Source organism: Pseudoalteromonas luteoviolacea (assembly GCF_001696455.1).
GTDB classification, from domain to species: domain Bacteria; phylum Pseudomonadota; class Gammaproteobacteria; order Enterobacterales; family Alteromonadaceae; genus Pseudoalteromonas; species Pseudoalteromonas luteoviolacea_C.
Map to the genome: position 1 here is coordinate 534,863 of NZ_MAUJ01000003.1, position 19,072 is coordinate 553,934.

A 19,072-nucleotide genomic window follows, 5' to 3' on the forward strand; every position below is an offset into this window, starting at 1 on the left:
TGTATCAGTTTGTATCTAATAATAAATTATCAGGTAAATGGGGCAGAGTGACTCGTCAAGGGGGTTTACACCTTGTTACTTTGCATAGCAGACAAGGTGTAAGCAGAGCGATGATGATTACGTCGTGCTAAACGTCCAATGCCTTTCGCTGACGTCGATATGAGTGGAGCAATGGTTCAGTATAACCATTAGGCTGATGTCTTCCTTCAAATACCAATGCTAACGCAGCTTGATATGACAGGTTTTCCGCGTTTGGATGGCCATTACTACACATAGCTTGGTAGTTGAGATCGGCACTATTTTGACTATCTACAACGCACGCCATTTTAGCAAAGGTATGATGTACTTGCTCTTCCGTGCAGATACCATGGGCAAGCCAATTGGTAATATGTTGGCTGGATATGCGCAATGTTGCTCTATCTTCCATTAAACCAACATGTGAAATATCAGGCACTTTAGAACACCCTATGCCTTGATCAATCCAGCGCACTACGTAACCCAATATCCCTTGAACGTTGTTATCTAGCTCAGCTTGTATTTCTGACTCCGTCAACTCATGATTTATCATTAAGGGGGGAGACAGCAATTCTGCTAAACTGTCTGACTGGTAGTGCTTCATCGCTTGCTGACAAGCTCTTACATCAACTTCATGATAATGCATTGCGTGGAGTGTCGCCGCAGTGGGGGAGGGCACCCAAGCAGTGCTTGCTCCAGCACGCAATTGATCGGCTTTTTGTTCCATCATGAGTGCCATTTTATCTGGCTTTGCCCACATTCCCTTACCAATTTGCGCTTTTTCAATAAAACCGTGTCCTAGACCTATTTCGACATTTTGACGTTCATAAGCAGCAATCCAAGGCTGAGATTTGATTTGCTCTTTTGGTAACACAGCCCCAGCATACATAGAAGTGTGGATCTCATCCCCTGTTCTATCTAAAAATCCAGTGTTGATAAAGACCACACGTGACTTTGCGGCATAAATACAGGCGCTCAAATTGACCGAAGTGCGGCGCTCTTCATCCATAATGCCCATTTTAATCGTATTGGTAGGCAAGGATAGGAAGCGCTCTATTTCGCTAAATAAAAGCTCGGTATATGCCACTTCTTCAGCACCGTGCATTTTAGGCTTTACGATATTAATACTGGCAGCTTTGGAGTTGCGGTGCCCTGCTTTTTTTCGTAGGTCATGCAATGCGGCAGTAGCTGTAAAGATCCCATCAAGTATGCCTTCATAGACTTCATTACAATTCATATCAAGTATCGTCGGAGTCGTCATCAAGTGACCAACATTACGCACAAACATCATAGCTCGACCACTCAAATTGAATTGCTCACCATCCAATGATGTATACGTTCTATCTGGGTTAAGCTCACGCGTTATTGATTTACCAGCCTTTTCAAACTGCTCTTTTAGTGTTCCCGTGTTGAGCTCTAGCCAGTTGCGATAGACTTGGATCTTGTCTTGTGCATCTACTGCCGCTACAGAGTCTTCACAATCCATAATCGTTGTAAGTGCAGACTCTAAGATCACATCTTTGATCCCAGCTTTGTCAACCTTCCCAACAGGATCTTCTGGATCAATGATCAATTCAAAATGCAACCCATGATGCTTGAATAGCAGTACCGTTGGGTTTTGAATAAGCCCTTGATAACCAATTAATTGCGTCGAATCGGATAGCCCGACTTGCCGGCTATCGTTCAAAGTCACTACAAGTTCCTTATTTACAATGGCATAGTGCGTGCTTTCTATATGAGAACCACTACTCAAGGGCAGTACTTTATCCAAAAACTGCCGAGCGTAAGCCATGACTTTGAACCCCCTCACAGGGTTGTAAGTGTCACTTTTTTCAGCGCCATCCTCCTCAGGTAACATATCTGTACCGTATAGCGCATCGTATAAAGATCCCCACCTAGCGTTTGCGGCATTGAGAGCAAAACGTGCGTTATTTACAGGAACCACTAACTGCGGAGCTGCAACAAGCGCGATTTCGGGCTCGACCTGCATCGTTGAGATATTGAAATCAGGCGGCTCTGGTTGCAAGTAACCAATCGTTTCTAAAAAAGTCCGATACTTTTTAGCATCCCATACTGGATTCTCGACATGAAAACGGTCGATTTGCGCCTGCATCTCATCTCGCTTAGAGAGTAGAGCTCGATTGATAGGCGTGAGTTTATTGATGATGGTTGCGACGCCTTGCCAATAGGCTTCTTGATTTAATGATAGCCCTGACAAAAGCTCTTGATTCACAAATTCATAGAAGCAGCTATCAATTGTTAAGCCGGCTTGTTGGATAGTTGAGCTCATAGCTGAGGTCCTATTAACGATAATTTTTTGAACGGGTTATTCAAAAATAAATCAATTTGTACAAAAACAAACCCCCTGAGCCATTCATTGAAAATATACTCATAATAACAACTATAAATTTAAAAAATCTAAAAAGTCATCCTAGTGTTTAATTAAGCGCCACGGCACCTCTCACATTTTTACACTGTGGCAAACCGAATCAACTTAGCGTACTACTCGTTCGAAGGATAAAAACCATGAGTGACTATCAAACACAGATCGACCGCTTCACGACACTTTGCGAGTCAAAAAACCTCAATTGGCAATCAATAAACCCTGAGTTTGCAAGCAGAATGCATTTGCAAAATCGATTCAAGACAGGTCTTGAAATCGCTAAACACACAGCCAAAATCATGCGAGAAGACATGGCTCGCTACGATGCTGACCCAACGCAATATACCCAGTCATTGGGGTGCTGGCACGGTTTCACAGCACAACAAATGATAATGGCAGTGAAGAGACACAAAAAAACCACAAAAGGAGCATATGTTTATTTAAGTGGTTGGATGGTTGCAGCGCTGCGCTCTGAATTTGGCCCGCTTCCCGACCAAAGCATGCATGAAAAAACAGCGGTTCCAAAATTAATCGAAGAGATATATACCTTCTTAAAACAAGCTGACGCCAGAGAGCTTGATCACCTTTACAAAGCGTTAGATGGTGCAAAAGCTAACGGGCAAGATTACAGTGCTATCCAATCGGAAATTGACAATTATGAGTCACATATTGTGCCTATAATTGCAGATATAGACGCGGGATTTGGTAATGAAGAAGCCACTTACCTGCTGGCAAAACAAATGATCGAAGCGGGTGCGTGTGCCATTCAAATCGAAAATCAGGTTTCAGATGCAAAACAGTGTGGTCACCAAGCTGGTAAGGTAACAGTTCCTCATGAAGACTTTTTAGCTAAGATAAATGCGGTCAGATATGCATTTTTGGAGCTAGGTGTAGAAGATGGGATTATCGTTGCTCGTACAGATTCACTCGGTGCCAGTTTGACACAAAAAATCCCTGTATCTCAGCAAACAGGCGACATTGCAAGCCAATATACTGCGTTTTTAGAGACACAAGTCATCGATGACTTAAGCCAACTACAGGATGGTGATATGGCCATAAAACTAGATGGCAAGCTACAAAAACCGACACGCTTAGACAACGGCTTATATCAATTCAAAGAGGGCACCGAAAAAGACCGAGTGGTCCTCGACTGTATCACGAGTCTTCAAGCTGGCGCTGACTTACTGTGGATTGAAACCGAAAAGCCTAATGTTGCCCAAATCGCCGAGTTGGTTAATCGTATACGAGAGCAAGTACCGAATGCCAAATTAGTGTACAACAATTCACCATCGTTTAATTGGACCTTGAAGTTCCGAGAGCAAGCTTATAATGAGCTAAAAGCACAAGGCGAATCACTAGATGCTTACCCAGACCCGAGCCTTGATCCAAAGGCACTTATGGCACCCGAGCTAGATGGCACCGAACTTGCGCGTATCGCAGATGAAAAAGTGAAAAGTTTCCAAATGGATGGGGCTCAGCAAGCTGGTATTTTCCACCATTTGATTACATTACCGACATACCATACCGCAGCACTCAGTACGGATATCTTATCCGAAGGATACTTTGGCGAGCTTGGCATGTTGGCCTATGTCAGAGATGTACAAAGGCAAGAAATTAGAAGAGAGCAAGCTTCAGTAAAACACCAAGACCTTGCAGGTTCCAACATTGGTGACACGCACAAAGAATATTTTAGTGGCGACAATGCACTCAAAGCAGGCGGTGAAGCCAATACAATGAACCAGTTTTAAACAGTGTTATCCCAACAATGAGGGCCTCAGGGCCCTTTTTTGTGCCACGCCCATTTGTAGAACTCAGATCACCATTTAACTGACTAAAGGATTATCGGATCAATAAAATACTAGCTAAGCTCGTTTTTATATTTGATGACTAAACTGCACAGCAAAATATCAATTTTCAACAGGTTTTGACCCAAATCCGCCCTAATTAATGCAACTAGCAAAATAATTGCGCACAAAATCCCCATCTCAAGCGACCGCAAACCAAATTTTTACCAACTGCCTAACTATGCTGGATCTCATTTTTACCAACCATTTCTGATTAGAAATCATTTTTTTACCAACGTGGCTTTTTTCCGAAGCAAAATTTTACTTACTCAGCGATGTAAAGCCCCTTTACATAATCCATATTTATCACACATTTGTTGCATAGCATGCGACAGTCTTGATTTAACTTGAAAAATTATGAAGAAAATATTCGTTCCTTTGTTACTAACCTACATATTCTCTGCCCAGAGTGCCTCAGCGAGTATCGATGTAGAGGAATTAGAGAACCTAGAGAAGCAAGGAAAGTATCAAATTGCGTTGGATTTAATAGAGCCTTGGCGTTTAGAAAATCTCAGCCAAGAAAAAGCGCTTGAGGTCTTATTGTTACAAGCAAAAATCTATCGCAAGCAGGGACGTTATGAAAAAGCGATATCCACTTTGGATTACATCGAACAAAACCACTACTTAAATACGCCGCTAGTCCGCACGCTCAACAATGAAAAAGGCATTAACTATCGTCGAATGTCTCGTTTAGAAGAGGCTGAGACACATTACTATCGTGCATTGAAAGCCGCGCAAGAGCTTGAGAATAATACTTTAATAGGTCTGGCTTACAGTAACTTAGGCACATTATACGACCACAAAAATCAGCTCGCACAGGCGATGCAGTTTCAATTGAAAGCTCAAGATTACTTGAAGGGCAGCGACGACCATTCGATAAAAGCTAGCAATTTCTATAATCTAGGTGATATCTCTGTTAGGTTGGATGACTACGAACAAGCTGAAATTTTCTTTCGCTGGGCACTGGCAGAAGACAAAAAGCATGGCGAAATAGTGGCCATTGCCGACAGCGCCCTCAGGTTATCACAGGTATCATTCAAAAAAGAAAATCACCTATTGGCCATAGAAAACATCAACGAAGCGCTCAAATATCTGACTCAGACCAACGCCAATGAAAGTCTTTCCCGCGCCTACCATATGCTGACCAGTAGCCACTTGAAATTGCAACAACCTGATGAAGCGCTTGTTAATGCCCACTTAAGTTTAGATTTTGCAAATAAAGCGCAAAGTTCTGTCCAACTAATTTATGCGCATATTAGTGTATCGAAAGCTTATCTCAGCTTGCAACAACCTCACTTAGCCCAGAATTATGTGACAGAGCTTGCAGATTTAGTTGCAGAGGAAGCACATGCGCCTCTTGCTATACATTATTATGAAGTCGCCGCGGAACTCGCATTCCAACAAAAAAAAATGGATGTGGCATTCAGCTTCATTCAAAAAGCACTTAATGCGCGCAGGTTAAACGATGTGAAGGTTAACAACCAAAAAGCACAAACATACAGAAATAGCATTAGCAGCTTAGTGCAACGCCAACAATTAGAAGTATCAGAAAAAGAAAAAGCGCTGGCGCAAAGCCAGTTGCAGCATAACAAACTGATGCAAAAAGCCTGGATCATAGCCGGTTTATCCGCCCTTTTTATCTGTGCACTGCTGACCTACATCTATTTTATAAAACACCGCTCAGCCAACCTTGCAGCTAAACTGTATCAACAAAATTTAAAGCAAAAAGAAAAGTTACTCGCCGACATTTCCCACGAACTGAGAACACCATTGAGTGTTTTAAAGCTACATATTGAAGCACTGGAACACAACCTATTTGACGACAATAGTCGTGCATACAGCAAGATTAACGATAAAATATCCCAGCTCAACGCCCTCATTACTGATGTATACCAACTCTCTCAAGCTGAAAACAATGCGATAGAGCTTAATGAGCAAATTCAATGTGTCAGAACCCTCTCTGAAAACTACAGTTATGACATTCAACGCATGACCGAGAGTCATAAACTTGACTTTAGTAGCGAAATTAACATTCCCCAAGGCGCCACTATAAACATTGATAAACCGAAGTTAGATCGTGTAGTTACTAACTTGTGTAAAAACACCTGCCTATACACCGATAGCCCTGGGCGTGTCATTTTTAAAATGTACCAACATAAAGAGCACCTCAATATTGAGCTTCAGGATTCTTCGCCTACCGTAACCGATGAAGAGATCCCCAAACTCTTTGAGCGACTTTATCGAGTAGAAAGCTCACGCAGTCGCGCAACAGGCGGCTCAGGACTTGGGCTATCAATTTGTAAAAGTCTCGTAGAATTGATGTCTGGCAGCATAGACATTAAGCGTGGCACATTGGGTGGATTAGATATTTCTATCTCAATACCCATTAAGTAACGAGCACATTGCAACAAAGAACTTGGAGCGTTGCAGCCGCCAATGCTCCAAATTCTTCCCCGCCATAAAAATACGAAAAAATAACTAGTTTAGGAAAATTACTACCCAACTGATCCGAGCACTTTAGCTTTCGTACTTGCTCCATTTTCTGTCCACATTGCCCTGTTTTAATAAGCAACATGAACGGGAGGAATTAATTTATGTCACAGCGTACAATGAAACATAACGATTGGGTGAAAATAGCCGAGCGAAAAAGAGGTAAGTCAAAAGTACGACCTAAAACTAATAAGGTTTTACCATTTTGGTCTTTATTGCTTGCGGGCTTTCTGATCTTAGCGTCAGCATGGAATTATTGGGCAGATAGCAACTCAAAAACAATTGTACATGCAGACATAAGTGCCGAAGCGCAAAAGCGCATCAACCGCTATTTTACCAAGCAATTTATGATGGGTAGCTGGAAATTAAGTCGCATTAATTTTGATGATGGAGAGCTGAATGTATTTATTCAGATCCCAACCCGACTGGCCATGACAAGCAGTGAAATCAAAGGTTATATACAGCAATCTCTATGCCCTCATCCAAGCAGTAAAGTATGGAGTGACGTTAGGAACAATGCGCTTTATATTTTCCTCTATTCTGATAAGCCAAGAAATGGCGACTACGCATTGTGTACTAGATAACAAAAAAGGGCCTAAGGCCCTTTTTTAATGCAACGATAATTACTCTAACTCTAGCTTTGCTTTTTCAAGTAGTTCCTCAGGTAAGTCTTTAGAAACTGCCACACCTAATTCCTTAAATTCAGATGCTTGCTTAATTAGATTACCTTTTCCAGAGTAAAGTTGCCCGAGTGCTTTATCATACGTTTCTTGTGCTTTCTCAAGTTGTTTGCCTACTCCCTCCAAGCTATGCAAAAAACTATTTAGTTTGTTGTAAAACTTTTCGGCACGAAGGGCGAGCTCTTTACTGTGCTTACTTTGTTCCTCAAATCGCCATAATTGCTTCACAATATTAAGACTCGTCAAAAGGGTGGTTGGTGTCGCTACCAGCACTTTATTTTCAAGTGCATATTCGTAAAGATCGGGGGCATACTTTATGGCTTCAACAAAGGCCGACTCTACTGGAATAAACATAATGACCACCTCGGGTGAATTGAGGCCGGGCAGCCGTTCATACGATTTATCACCGAGTTCTTTGACCCTTGCTTTAACCGCAGTCACATGATCTTTTAATGCTTGTTGGGCTGGTAATTCTTCTTGTGCGTTGACGTAACGCGTATATGCATTTAACGATGTTTTTGCATCAACTACTAGGTGCCTATTTTGCGGTAAATATACGATAACATCAGGACGAAATTTACCTTGTTCAGTGGTAAAACTCACCTCTCTTTTATAATCATAACCCGGTCTTAGACCCGCACTATCAAGTACATTTTCCAGCATTAGCTCACCCCAATTACCTTGGGTTTTCGTTTGACCCTGTAACGCGGTTGTCAATTTGCTGGCCTGATCGGTCATCGCCTGATTATTCGCTTGCAAGTGAAGTAACTCTGTTTGTAAGGCCGCGCGCTGCTTGAGCTCTTCACTATGGATTGCTTCCATTTTATCACGAAAGCCTTTTATCTCTCCTTGAACAGGAGTCAGAATATGCTGGATTTTTTCTTGACTCCGACGTGCAAACTGCTGGCTCTTTTCTTCGAAAATCTTACTGGCTAAGTTTTCAAACTCTTGCTTTAAAGTTTCTTTAGCCTGTTCTAACTGCTGTATTTGCGATTCAAAAGCGCGCTGTTTTTCGGTGAGTGTTGTTTCGGTATCTGTCAGCCTTAGTTCTAACTGATGCGCTCGATCTTGCTCACTTTTTAGCTGGGTTTGAACTTGTTGCCACTGGCCATAATACTCTTTAAGCTGCGTGTGCTTTTCAGCAAGACGTGCCTGATATTGCTGGGCCTCACCATGCAATTTAAGCTGCTGTTGCTTAGTGTCATTTAGTTCAGTCTTAATTTCTTCATTGACTGCTTCAAGCATCACTAACTGATTTTGTGTCATTAGCAGTTCATTTCGGCTTTTTTGTTTAATAAAAAAAATCGCGACAGTAAACAACATTGCAGTTGAGAGCATGCCAGCGCCAAATAAGGTCGCAATGGTATTCCAGGGGAGTGAAGACAAAGTAGTCCAAAACATAGTATGACTCTTTAGATTAAATCTTTTTAAATCATACCTGAGTCGTTCAAATCATTCACTTAGATAGGCATTGGAAAATAGAGTTTTATCGGAAAAGGGCAAGAGTTAACCAAGAAAGTTAACTCTATTAAATCAGTTGTTAGCTATCGATGTGTTGCTCATTAAAGCGATAGCCTGCGCCATAAACAGATTCAACAATCTTCGGGGAAAACTCAATATTTTTAATCTTCTTTCGGATATTTTTGATATGGCTATCTATAACTCTATCTGAGATATCAAAATTATCTGGTTGAATATGGTCAAGGATCTGCTGTCGAGAAAACACTCGATTCGGGGCATGATAGAGCATGGCAAATACATCAAATTCAACCTTAGTCAGACTCAGAGATTTACCTTTCAAAGAAACAAGCAATTGACCTTCATTCACTTCAATTGCTGGCTTTTGGGGTTCTTGTACGACGCTGCAACGGCGTAATATTGCTTTTATTCGCATTACTAGCTCTGCAGCACTGAAAGGCTTGCAAACGTAATCATCAGCGCCAAATTCCAAACCCTTAAGGCGATCGGCTTCAGAAACTTTTGCTGTTAACATCACGATGGGCACCATAGAAAACTCTCGGATTTGCCGCATACATTCAACGCCATCTTGGTTAGGCAACATAATATCCATCAAGATAGCATTTGGACGATTAGCTTTTACCCAATCAACCACTTCTGCACCGTCGGCAATATGTGATATTTGAAACCCAGATGCTTTAAAAAATAACATCACCTGTTCAGCAATATCAAAATCATCTTCGACAATCAAAATGTGGCTTGTTTCTTCCATTAGTTTCTCTTTTTAGCTTTTAATACTCTTAGTTGCTGCTTCACTTGTTTCTTTAAGCTAGAAGACAACGTATCGTCAAATAACAACATAGTTAAGATACTTGCCAAGTCTTCAGAGCTCGCAACTTCATTAATTAGATCATAGTCGCACAGCGATTGAGGTTCAATAAAGTTTAATTGTGAAATTGAGTTTTCATAGCACAACATAGTTTACCCGCCTTAAGTCCAATTCATTTGGTGTTTTTTTCCTATGTGTGTATTAAAAAGAAAGAATATGGATCAAATGTGGAACAAAACCAGAAAAAAGGCTAATTGCAATTACACAATATTACACGACGCCGAAATATTGCTGTTTAAGTCTATTTTCTTATTTATGCGGTTCCAGAAAAAGAAAAACCAGCTCAGATGAGCTGGTTTATTACAAAAAAACGTAACGTAATTAATAAGGGGGAAATCAACATGTGCTCATTGTTTAACTGCTCTAACAACGTGCATTAAAGTAGACCCCCGCATTTTTCAAAAGTTCAAAATTAATTTTAACTTTTTATCAATTCAAGCATTTGAGCTTCATTAAACTCACTTAAATTTACGCCAGCGTCAGCAAATAAGGCGTCTACGAGCGCTTGTTTATCTTTTTGCATCTGGAAAACTTTTTGCTCAATTGAGTTTGCAACAATCAATTTATAGACAAATACAGGTTTATCTTGCCCGATTCGATAAGCTCGATCTGTGGCTTGATTTTCAACCGCAGGATTCCACCACGGGTCAAAGTGAATCACAGTATCGGCTTGAGTTAAATTCAGCCCCGTACCACCTGCTTTGAGCGAAATTAAGAAGACGTCCACTTCACCCTCGGTAAACCTTGCAATGGCTTTGTCTCGCTGTCTCGTTTGCCCAGTGAGCATCGTAAAAGGGATGCCTTTATCTTCACAAAGCTCAGATATCATGTCGAGCACAGTCGTAAATTGGCTAAATATAATTATCTTTCGCCCTTCTTCGAGCAAAATAGGTAGATGCGCGCCTAACCACTTGAACTTAGCGCTCTCAAGGTACTCTGTGGCCTTATCAACCAGGCCTGGATGACAACAGATCTGCCTTAATTTCAACAGCGCATCCAAAAAGGCGAGCTTACTGCTCTCGACGCCTTGCTCTTTAAACAAGTCGATTAGACTCGATTCAATTTGACTCTGCACCTTTTGATACAATACGGCTTGCTCAGAACTGAACTCTAACTTTTTAATCAGTTCGGTCTTTGCAGGTAACTCTCGTACAACCTCTGATTTGGTTCTTCGTAATATAAAAGGCGCGATTAAGGATTGCAGTTCCTTGGCCTTACGGCTGTCACGCTCCTTTTCTATTGGAATTTGAAAATGTTGCTTAAATTGTTGCTTGGTACCCAATACGTCAGGCATCACAAAATCTAATAAAGACTTGAGCTCCATTAAGTTGTTTTCGACCGGAGTACCACTTAAACAAAGTTTGAATTCAGCAGACAACTGTTTAACGCACTTAGAGATCTGCGCAGTTTCATTTTTTATATATTGAGCTTCATCTAATACTATTGAGTCAAAATGCAACTCAGAATAGTGCGCCAAATCACGCTTTAGCAAAGGATAGGTCGTAATAATAAAACGGGCTTGGGAAACTTGATTCAATTGTTTATCACGATTTCCCCCATGAACGGTTAAAACCGGTAAATGTGGAGCAAACCGATTAAATTCACTTTGCCAGTTGCCAACCAAAGAAGTTGGACACACAATCAGCGAGGGTTTAGTAACCAGAGTATTATGCTGTGAAATAAAATAGGCAATGACCTGTAAGGTTTTCCCTAGCCCCATGTCATCAGCCAATATGCCACCTAACTGATGACGGTTCAAAAACTTGAGCCAATTAACCCCTTGCAACTGATAATCTCTAAGAGTGAACCTGTCATTGCTCGACCCGACCAATGACACATCTTCGTTAACTGGTTTGTTTAACTCTTCAAGGTAATCCAGCAACCTTTCGTCACTCGAAACACTTTCAACGGCATCCAATTCGAATAGTTTTTTTGCATAAGACAGCGGAAACTTGAATTGAGAGCTAGACAAGTAATAACTAAAACGAGATTTTAAAAGTAGTAGCTCTTCATAAATACTTTTTGAAATCGCGTAATGCTGCTCTGCAATTTGGACATATTGAAACACATTTGCGATTGAGTTGACTTCATGATTGGGCACTTTATCCCAATCTAACAGGATCAGCTTATCATCAAACATCACTTTGCCTATCACATGGTGTTTCTTGTCACGCTTTAGTTGTAACGTAACTTTAGGTACCTGAACCTTTTTAGTCTGCTGAATCTCATCAACTTGCCACATTTTACGCTGCAAATATGGGCGAACCTCGCAGTTATACCAGTGATACGCCACTTCATCTTCAACAGGTAATCGAAATCCGTCGCTTTGTGCTTCAAACCCGAGTCCTAAGAGCATTTTTTCACAGCGGTTAAGCTGCTTTTCTGTGGAATATTTGGTTTGAGAGTCAAACAGCGACAACGCTAAATGCTTAAACTCGCCTTCAGTCACACCCAGCTTTGCAACCAATTTATTTTTATCCAACAGATTCTCATAGCCACTTGGCGGGGGAATAACATTGTCTGCAAAGACATCTTGAAACCGTTTAATCACGGCTTCTATTTTATCTTTTTGAATGCTGGGCATCGTTTGCAAGTGTGCAATCTCAGATGCGCTCAGCTCAGACTCGATACGCCCAAGCAACATCTTTTCAGTATCCAAGTATACTGGAGGGTCAGATTTAATTAAGAGCCACTGCTCAACGCCTGTCAGTTTACTCTCTAGCGTGAAGGTGTCTTTTTCTACCTGCCACGTAAAGTCTAAATGTTGCATATGACCAAACTGCAGTGGTTTACGACTATTGCCGTAAAAACACCGCTTGGTAGCCACAAGCTGTTGCAGTGCAGCAAACCCCCAACTTCCGGATAGCTCAAAATGGCCCGGCGTATTTTGAGAGCGCACCCAACTGAATAGTTTATAGTCGCTTTCTAATATATCTTTTGGCGGAACATGTGCGTTTAATTGCTTTTCAGTTAATGCTCGTCCAAGGGGATAGTGTCCATCGGGTTTATGAGGCGACATTTTGGGGTTGACTAGTAACTCATTTCCGCGGTGTTCTAACACAAACAACAATACGTTTGCCGCGTTCAAATCAGAGGCTTGTTGAAGTAACGACAACTCATTGAACCAGTCATTGACTATAAATGACTCACCAAAGCCACCAGAATGCTCAACTTTAAGCTTTAGTAATACAGCAGCAATATGACGACATTTAGCGTTATTCGAACATGAACACTGCGCTTCAACGGACGGGGTGCCCTTTATTTGCTCAATTTTTATATGTTGAGTGAAGGTATTTCCATAGTTACCCAAAACTTGGGCATCGATCCGTGAAAAGTCATCGGAATGTTCTAAGAAACAGATCTGATCATCATTCAGATATTCTTTTGCTTTGGCCAACATAGCAGAACTAAAATACTGCTTGAGAAAGCGCTCTGATAACGGGAACTGTGAAGACTGTTCCTGCTTAATTTCTTCGAATAAAGCTAATAGCTGCTCTTTAGATAACTGCGAGGACATTTTTTAACAAGTAACTAGGCGTAAAAGACCAGTATATGAAATTACGGATTTGAGCTAAAGAGGGAAAGCCAACAAAATTACGAAAAACTGACTGGTTGGATGTGAAAAAGGCATATGTATGGCCTAGTAGCCTAGGCCTCTACAACTTAGTTAAAACTGCTTAACAATTTTTGCAACTGTTCTAATCGTTTTTCAGTCAGTACCTTATCGTCAATTTTTACAGTGACAGCACCTGAATTTACGCTTCGTTGAACCTTAACAAATCTATTTTCTAATAAGCACTCGTTTCGATTGGCAGTGTCTGATTCAAATGTGGTCAGATATTTAGTGATCTCAATTGCGCGCTTTTCATCACTCATCGCTTCGCTTTGAAATGTAGCTTGAGCAATCTCGGATACTTTATTTGCAAACTGCTCTTTATTTTCTTTGATTGCCGTAATCAACTTTTTGGCAACCTCACGTCCCAAATGATTGGGCGTTGGATACATTAGCACTATTTGTTTATCAATTTGCTCGAAAGCCTTTATTGAATCTGCAACCGCCGTATGAGACACGCCTTCTATCGCTGCAATTTCTCTGTATGAACCTTTCTTACCGCTATCTTGTAGCTTTTGACGCGTTTGTTCATATGCTTTGCCAAGCTCCCAAAGGCTAGGAGCGATATATTGGTCAGACGACACTGCTAGGGCTTTCGCATCGTCCTCTGTGAAATCTTCAGAACTGAAAACTACATAATCCGCTTTTGCTATTAAACATGCTTTACGGCGTCGTGATCCAGATAATACAAGCAACGAAGTATCTGTTTTCCAGCAAAGTGCTGGGTGCATATTCTTACCGTCTTCACTAATCGCTGGGAGAATATCAGCGACAGACTTTTCATTTAGTAACGACTGTTCACGGCGGTTTTTTCCATAAACAGATGTTTTAGCTTCAATACTTTGCCAAGGGATAACTTCACAAACCAATTTAATCTTACGGTTCGGGTCGCTGGGTGCCGGCATTGTGACTTCTTGCCCAGCTGACGCTTGACCCAATAAGTCGTCAAGACTACTGCTTTCTACAGGTGTTGCAAAAGGGTCTATTCTTGTATCGTTTTTACGTTTTCTTGCCATAACTAAGCCTGTATTCTGTTAGTCTAAACTTGACTGGGTTGACGCCCAATTTGAGCGAATGAGCATTTCTAATTCATCAACCACGTCTTTTATATTCTCTTGTGATTTAATCAATGATTCTCTACTTGCTAGAGAATCAGACGTTTTTTGATCAAAAATCGTGTTGAAAGATGACGAACTTGCGGTGATAGCAGAGCTGTGATTTATCGGATAGCTCATTACCTGTCGTCCAAACGCTGTTCTTACGTCTTTGACGATATCTCTTTGAGAGTGATTACCTTTTACATAGTTTGTCACTAGGAACTGCATAAAATCCCACCCCTCATGACCTAATGCAGCTACCGTGTGATAGATCTCACCTAAACGCTTCAAATATTTATTATTAGCATCAAAGTCTACCGCTTCAGGGTGTACTGGAATAAGCATCGCCGTAGAGGCCATGAGCGCGTTGTAGAACATAAAGTTCAGTGATGGGGCAGTGTCTATCAAAATAATGTCAAACTCGTCCTGAACAGGCTCTATAACGCGCTCTTTAAGTTTGTGGTAATGTCTTGTTTGATCATAACCTGATGACTCTTTTAGTTCTGTTGCTGTTTCATGCTCGAAGTAAAAGTCATCCATACCTGAAGGCAAGATCCGTATATTAGGAATATGGGTATTTTGAAATGATTCTGATACAAGCTGTGGCCAGGTTTCTCCTTCATCTAACTCAATACAGTCTCTCATTAAATCACCAACTGTGATTGGTTCATGATCGTTTGAAGGAAAGAAGCTAGAAGATGATCCTTGAGGATCGAGATCGATGATACCAATTCGATATCTTTTGATATTTGTTGTGGCCAAAGCCGCTGCTAAGTTTACCAAGGATGTTGTTTTACCACAGCCACCTTTAAGACTGTTGATCACAATGACCTGTAACTTGTCTTGATCCGCCCTATGATCTGATGCGATCCCAAGTGTATCTGCCATAGCGAAAATATTACTAAGCGTATACGCGTAATGCCCATTCGCCCCTTTTTGAATACTTAAGTGATCAAAGTCGCCTTGATCATGGCGTCTTTTCAAAGTTCGATTATTGACACCCAAGAGATCCGCAGCAGCTTTTTGCGTATATGTACGGAGTTCTTTATCTTCAGATTTGAGATGAGCGCGATAATGCTGAATTCGACCTTCAAGGGATTTTTCGGCAACTTCAGCTGTGGCTTTCAACAATTTATAAGTAGAAAGAGCATTGCTATTGATAGACATACTAATATTCCTTAACCTGATACCTATTATTATAATGTCCATTAAATGAAACGTAAACATATAAAAAGCATGACATCATTAAAAAACATATTTAAATTTTCCTATTAGAATAAATAAGAAAGCTTAGATATGTTTAAATATATAGGTATTTAAAGGCTAAGGTGGTCAACTATGTCCATATCTAATTGTTTTATATATATTTTTAAAAATATTAGATCACGAAAATACGTAGTACAGATCAGATCTTTAACTACTGAGAGATCAAAAATATACTAACTAAAAATTGAGCAACAAGGATAGGCACAGGTTATCAACAGTTTTATGAACATTTTGAGGGTGCTAGATCAATAAAATACTAACTAGATCTATAATTGTATCCACAGTTTCAATTAAATTAGTGCAAATTAGCTAGTAAAGATCGGATCTATACTATGGATAGATCTGATCTTTACTAATTAGTATGGCATTTATACACAATGGAGCGATTAGAAGGCGCTTCTAGCTAGGTTTATCGCTGAATTTTCGTTAAATAACATTGTTTCTTTGCTAAAGTTAGTAAGATCTTGATCTCTATTTTACAATATGTTGGTAAAAAACTGATCCCTATAAAAACTTGAAGTCAGATCACTTTTTTACTAACTTAATCATTTAACTTTTTCCTTTGAATGTGTTGTTATTAGCTGTCGAAAGAATCTGGAAGTAAAAAAATGAACCGCAAGGTAAACATCTCTGTTGACAATCTACCTGACTCACTTCGAGGACAAATCCACGGGGTTGAAAGTGCCATTGATAATGAAAGCCTAGCACTGTTCACTGACAACAAAGATGTAAGAATTTCTTTAGAAAGTACAAATCATGGCTTAAGAGCGTACTCTAATACTTTCAATCACTATGACCTATGGGGTCGATTTGTTCGATCTGGGCATAAAAAACTTCCTTTAGAAGAAGCGCCAAAAAAAACGATTATAACGCGTAGAATTTCTGAAAAAGTAGATGGTATTCTCTATGATGGAGAAATAAAAATTACTCCGGCGGTTGTTAGCAGCAAAAAAGACGGAGAAGAAACCGAATTTTTAGTATGGCCTTCGGACAGAGAAGAAAAGGTTGAAAGAGCCTTGATCCGACTTGCTTCGAAAGGAAAAATCGTAAAAATTAATTTTAAGTCCGGTATTCAATATGCCGTAATATTTTCGATGAATGAATTAGCTCAAGAATTGAAAGCGGTAGGGCAGTCAATGCCTTACCCGCAAATAAAGGAATCATTAGAAGCGCTGCAGGGTTCAAAACTATCATTTAAATATAGAGCTACAGATACCAAAAATAGTGATGTAGATGATTCTTTTTATGAGTCCAACATGAACTTTCTATCTTCTTTGCACTTTAGTGGTAAAAAAGGGCAGGGAGGTAATATTAAATGTGTAGCGTGTTTAAATGCGTTTGTACATAATATGATCGACAATTTAGAGTATAAAGGATATTACTTTAATAGCGCTCAAGAGCTAAAACGAGGGTTATCTCGTTGGATGATGTTAAGGCTTTATCATTTGTGGCGTTATGCTGCTCCAGGTAAAACTTATCACTTTAGATTGCTTTCAATCATGGAAAAATATGGCTCTATATATTCTACTGATGAAATTACTGACAATAAATTGAAAGCACTTCGTAGAGATATGACTACGACAATGAAAGATTTGATTGAAAAAGGTGCTATTTCTGAATACAACATATCCAATGTAAAAGATGATCAATCGGGTAAAATTATAGATTATGTATATGAAATGCATCCATCGGCACAATTTTGCGAGGAAATTCTGGCATTAAACAAGCACAACAAACGCATAGAAATTCAAGGTGGTAAAAGGCTTGTAGAAACTGCCGAAATAATTGATGAAGATATATTAGAAGAAATCGTCAAAAAGTAACTCACCTTTAGGACGGGAAATTATGTTAAATTAACCGTCCTAAAACTTTTCCTTGAGAATTAGTCTAGATTTTCTAAGTAAATTCGCTCTATCAAATAACTGTAATCTTTTTTCCTGACGTCTACATTTGACGAACTGTAGTCTGTCAGCGCTCCAATTTTTGTTTCTTGTTGTGGATTTAATAATATAAAAGGAAGTGCGGCACTTACATGATATCTATTTTTAGCTGTAAACCTAATATTTACCTCAGGCGTGACCCTAGTTGGACGTTTTATTCTAAGTTTACTTTTCTCATTTAAACTACCTACTCTTAACTTTTCCGACTCAACTATTTGCATCCAGTTTTGTTGATCAATAACTCTAGGATTTGAATAACCGGAAGACTTATTGAGCATTTCTAGTGCTTCTTTTTTTGATAATGTTAATGAAGAGTGTTTTTTCATCCAAGTAAAACGCACAGAATATGGAATCGCATCTTCAAAATGAATTTTTCGGTATGCTGCGAGTGTGATTAGATTGGGAACTGCATTGTGAACTGCTTCAAACCTAGCATCATTGTTATTAATTTCCAAAATGCTTTCTTTGAAACTTTGTTTTGCTTTATTGACTTCGACTAGACGAGCCTTTAAAGAAAGATCTGGGTCATTTATCGATATTATTCCTGGATGTCGAGTTAGTATTTTCCCACTTTTTTTGTTGCCGACAAAGACATCTTTATATCCATTCAAACATTTATCAAGCGCATCTTCTCCTGTGACTTTTGAAACTGGAATATTATCAGGCGCTTTTTTTTCGTCTTCTTCTGTTACTTCGGGAAGTAAATAGTAGCGGCAGCTCACAACGTCAGCGTGTTTTATTTCTTCACAAAGAATATTTATTTGGTCAAATAGATAATCAAAGGTACTTCTTAAATTAAACTTGGAACTCATAAATAACTAATAGTATGATGTGTTCCTATTATTATAGCTTACTTTAGCTTATCTCTCCAAATTTACTTTCTTTAATTTAGGTTTATTTACCCACACAATTAGAACACATCATACAATGGGATTACATCATGAAACGTTTTAATCTTGGGTGACTAATTAATTTATACTACTCTTATTTCAAACTTATCGTACATCTCCCATAAGTATGATGTGTTCTCACAATTATAACTGCGCAAGTATATTAAGATCAACTCTTTACTAGATTTGACGGGTGTCGACTTTCGTAAAAATAGTCGTCCTGAGGTTTAATTGTAATAGTTCTTTGGTTTGTAACTGAACATCAATTTACACCGAATCAATCTATTGCCGCTAATTTAAATTTACATACTAAATATAAGCAGAAAGGAAGCTTTTATCTTAATTTAAGAGAAATTTTATTCCTTGATAGAGTTTCAGATTAGAGTTTCAGATTAGAGTTTCAGATTAGAGTTTCAGATTAGAGTTTCAGATTAGAGTTTCAGATTAGAGTTTCAGATTAGAGTTTCAGATTAGAGTTTCAGATTAGAGTTTCAGATTAGAGTTTCA

At 39.6% G+C, this 19,072-nt stretch carries 12 protein-coding genes; 4 read left to right on the forward strand and 8 right to left on the reverse strand.

Annotated elements, in window-relative coordinates; all coding sequences use genetic code 11:
- Positions 1 to 127 precede the first annotated feature (127 nt).
- Complete coding sequence (locus A7985_RS12995) at positions 128 to 2,305, reverse strand: malate synthase G (protein ID WP_065790873.1); 2,178 nt, start codon at positions 2,303 to 2,305, stop codon at positions 128 to 130.
- Positions 2,306 to 2,541: 236 nt separating this feature from the next.
- Here A7985_RS12995 and A7985_RS13000 point away from each other — a divergent pair, with 236 nt between their 5' ends.
- The 3 genes from A7985_RS13000 (at position 2,542) to A7985_RS13010 (ending at position 7,316) form a co-directional block, all read left to right on the forward strand.
- Entirely contained in the window at positions 2,542 to 4,146 is a 1,605-nt protein-coding gene (locus tag A7985_RS13000; protein WP_065790874.1) for an isocitrate lyase, read from the forward strand.
- A gap of 453 nt (positions 4,147 to 4,599) precedes the next feature.
- Entirely contained in the window at positions 4,600 to 6,636 is a 2,037-nt protein-coding gene (locus tag A7985_RS13005; RefSeq protein ID WP_065790875.1) for a tetratricopeptide repeat protein, read from the forward strand.
- A gap of 200 nt (positions 6,637 to 6,836) precedes the next feature.
- Complete coding sequence (locus A7985_RS13010; RefSeq protein ID WP_065790876.1) at positions 6,837 to 7,316, forward strand: hypothetical protein; 480 nt, start codon at positions 6,837 to 6,839, stop codon at positions 7,314 to 7,316.
- Between the two features lie 39 nt (positions 7,317 to 7,355).
- Here A7985_RS13010 and rmuC read toward each other — a convergent pair whose 3' ends face one another.
- The 6 genes from rmuC to A7985_RS13040 all read right to left on the reverse strand — a co-directional run bounded on the left by rmuC (position 7,356) and on the right by A7985_RS13040 (position 15,636).
- On the reverse strand, positions 7,356 to 8,813 hold the full coding sequence (gene rmuC / locus A7985_RS13015) for a DNA recombination protein RmuC (RefSeq protein ID WP_065790877.1): 1,458 nt from the start codon (positions 8,811 to 8,813) through the stop codon (positions 7,356 to 7,358).
- A 139-nt stretch (positions 8,814 to 8,952) separates the two neighbouring features.
- Positions 8,953 to 9,642: a response regulator gene (locus tag A7985_RS13020; RefSeq protein ID WP_065790878.1), complete on the reverse strand. Its 690-nt coding sequence runs from the start codon at positions 9,640 to 9,642 to the stop codon at positions 8,953 to 8,955.
- Positions 9,642 to 9,848: a hypothetical protein gene (locus tag A7985_RS13025; protein WP_065790879.1), complete on the reverse strand. Its 207-nt coding sequence runs from the start codon at positions 9,846 to 9,848 to the stop codon at positions 9,642 to 9,644. The genes A7985_RS13020 and A7985_RS13025 overlap by 1 nt, the downstream gene beginning before the upstream one ends.
- Before the next feature lie 329 nt (positions 9,849 to 10,177).
- Entirely contained in the window at positions 10,178 to 13,276 is a 3,099-nt protein-coding gene (locus A7985_RS13030; RefSeq protein ID WP_065790880.1) for a DEAD/DEAH box helicase, read from the reverse strand.
- Positions 13,277 to 13,422: 146 nt separating this feature from the next.
- Entirely contained in the window at positions 13,423 to 14,388 is a 966-nt protein-coding gene (locus A7985_RS13035; protein WP_065790881.1) for a ParB N-terminal domain-containing protein, read from the reverse strand.
- A gap of 18 nt (positions 14,389 to 14,406) precedes the next feature.
- A complete protein-coding gene (locus tag A7985_RS13040) occupies positions 14,407 to 15,636 on the reverse strand; it encodes an AAA family ATPase (RefSeq protein WP_065790882.1) in 1,230 nt (409 codons plus the stop codon).
- Positions 15,637 to 16,343: 707 nt separating this feature from the next.
- Between A7985_RS13040 and A7985_RS13045 the strand changes: the two genes are divergently transcribed.
- On the forward strand, positions 16,344 to 17,558 hold the full coding sequence (locus A7985_RS13045; protein ID WP_065790883.1) for a replication protein A: 1,215 nt from the start codon (positions 16,344 to 16,346) through the stop codon (positions 17,556 to 17,558).
- A 59-nt stretch (positions 17,559 to 17,617) separates the two neighbouring features.
- On the opposite strand, the gene A7985_RS13050 is transcribed toward A7985_RS13045, so the two are convergent.
- Positions 17,618 to 18,487: a DNA replication terminus site-binding protein gene (locus tag A7985_RS13050; RefSeq protein ID WP_065790884.1), complete on the reverse strand. Its 870-nt coding sequence runs from the start codon at positions 18,485 to 18,487 to the stop codon at positions 17,618 to 17,620.
- Positions 18,488 to 19,072: the final 585 nt, after the last annotated feature.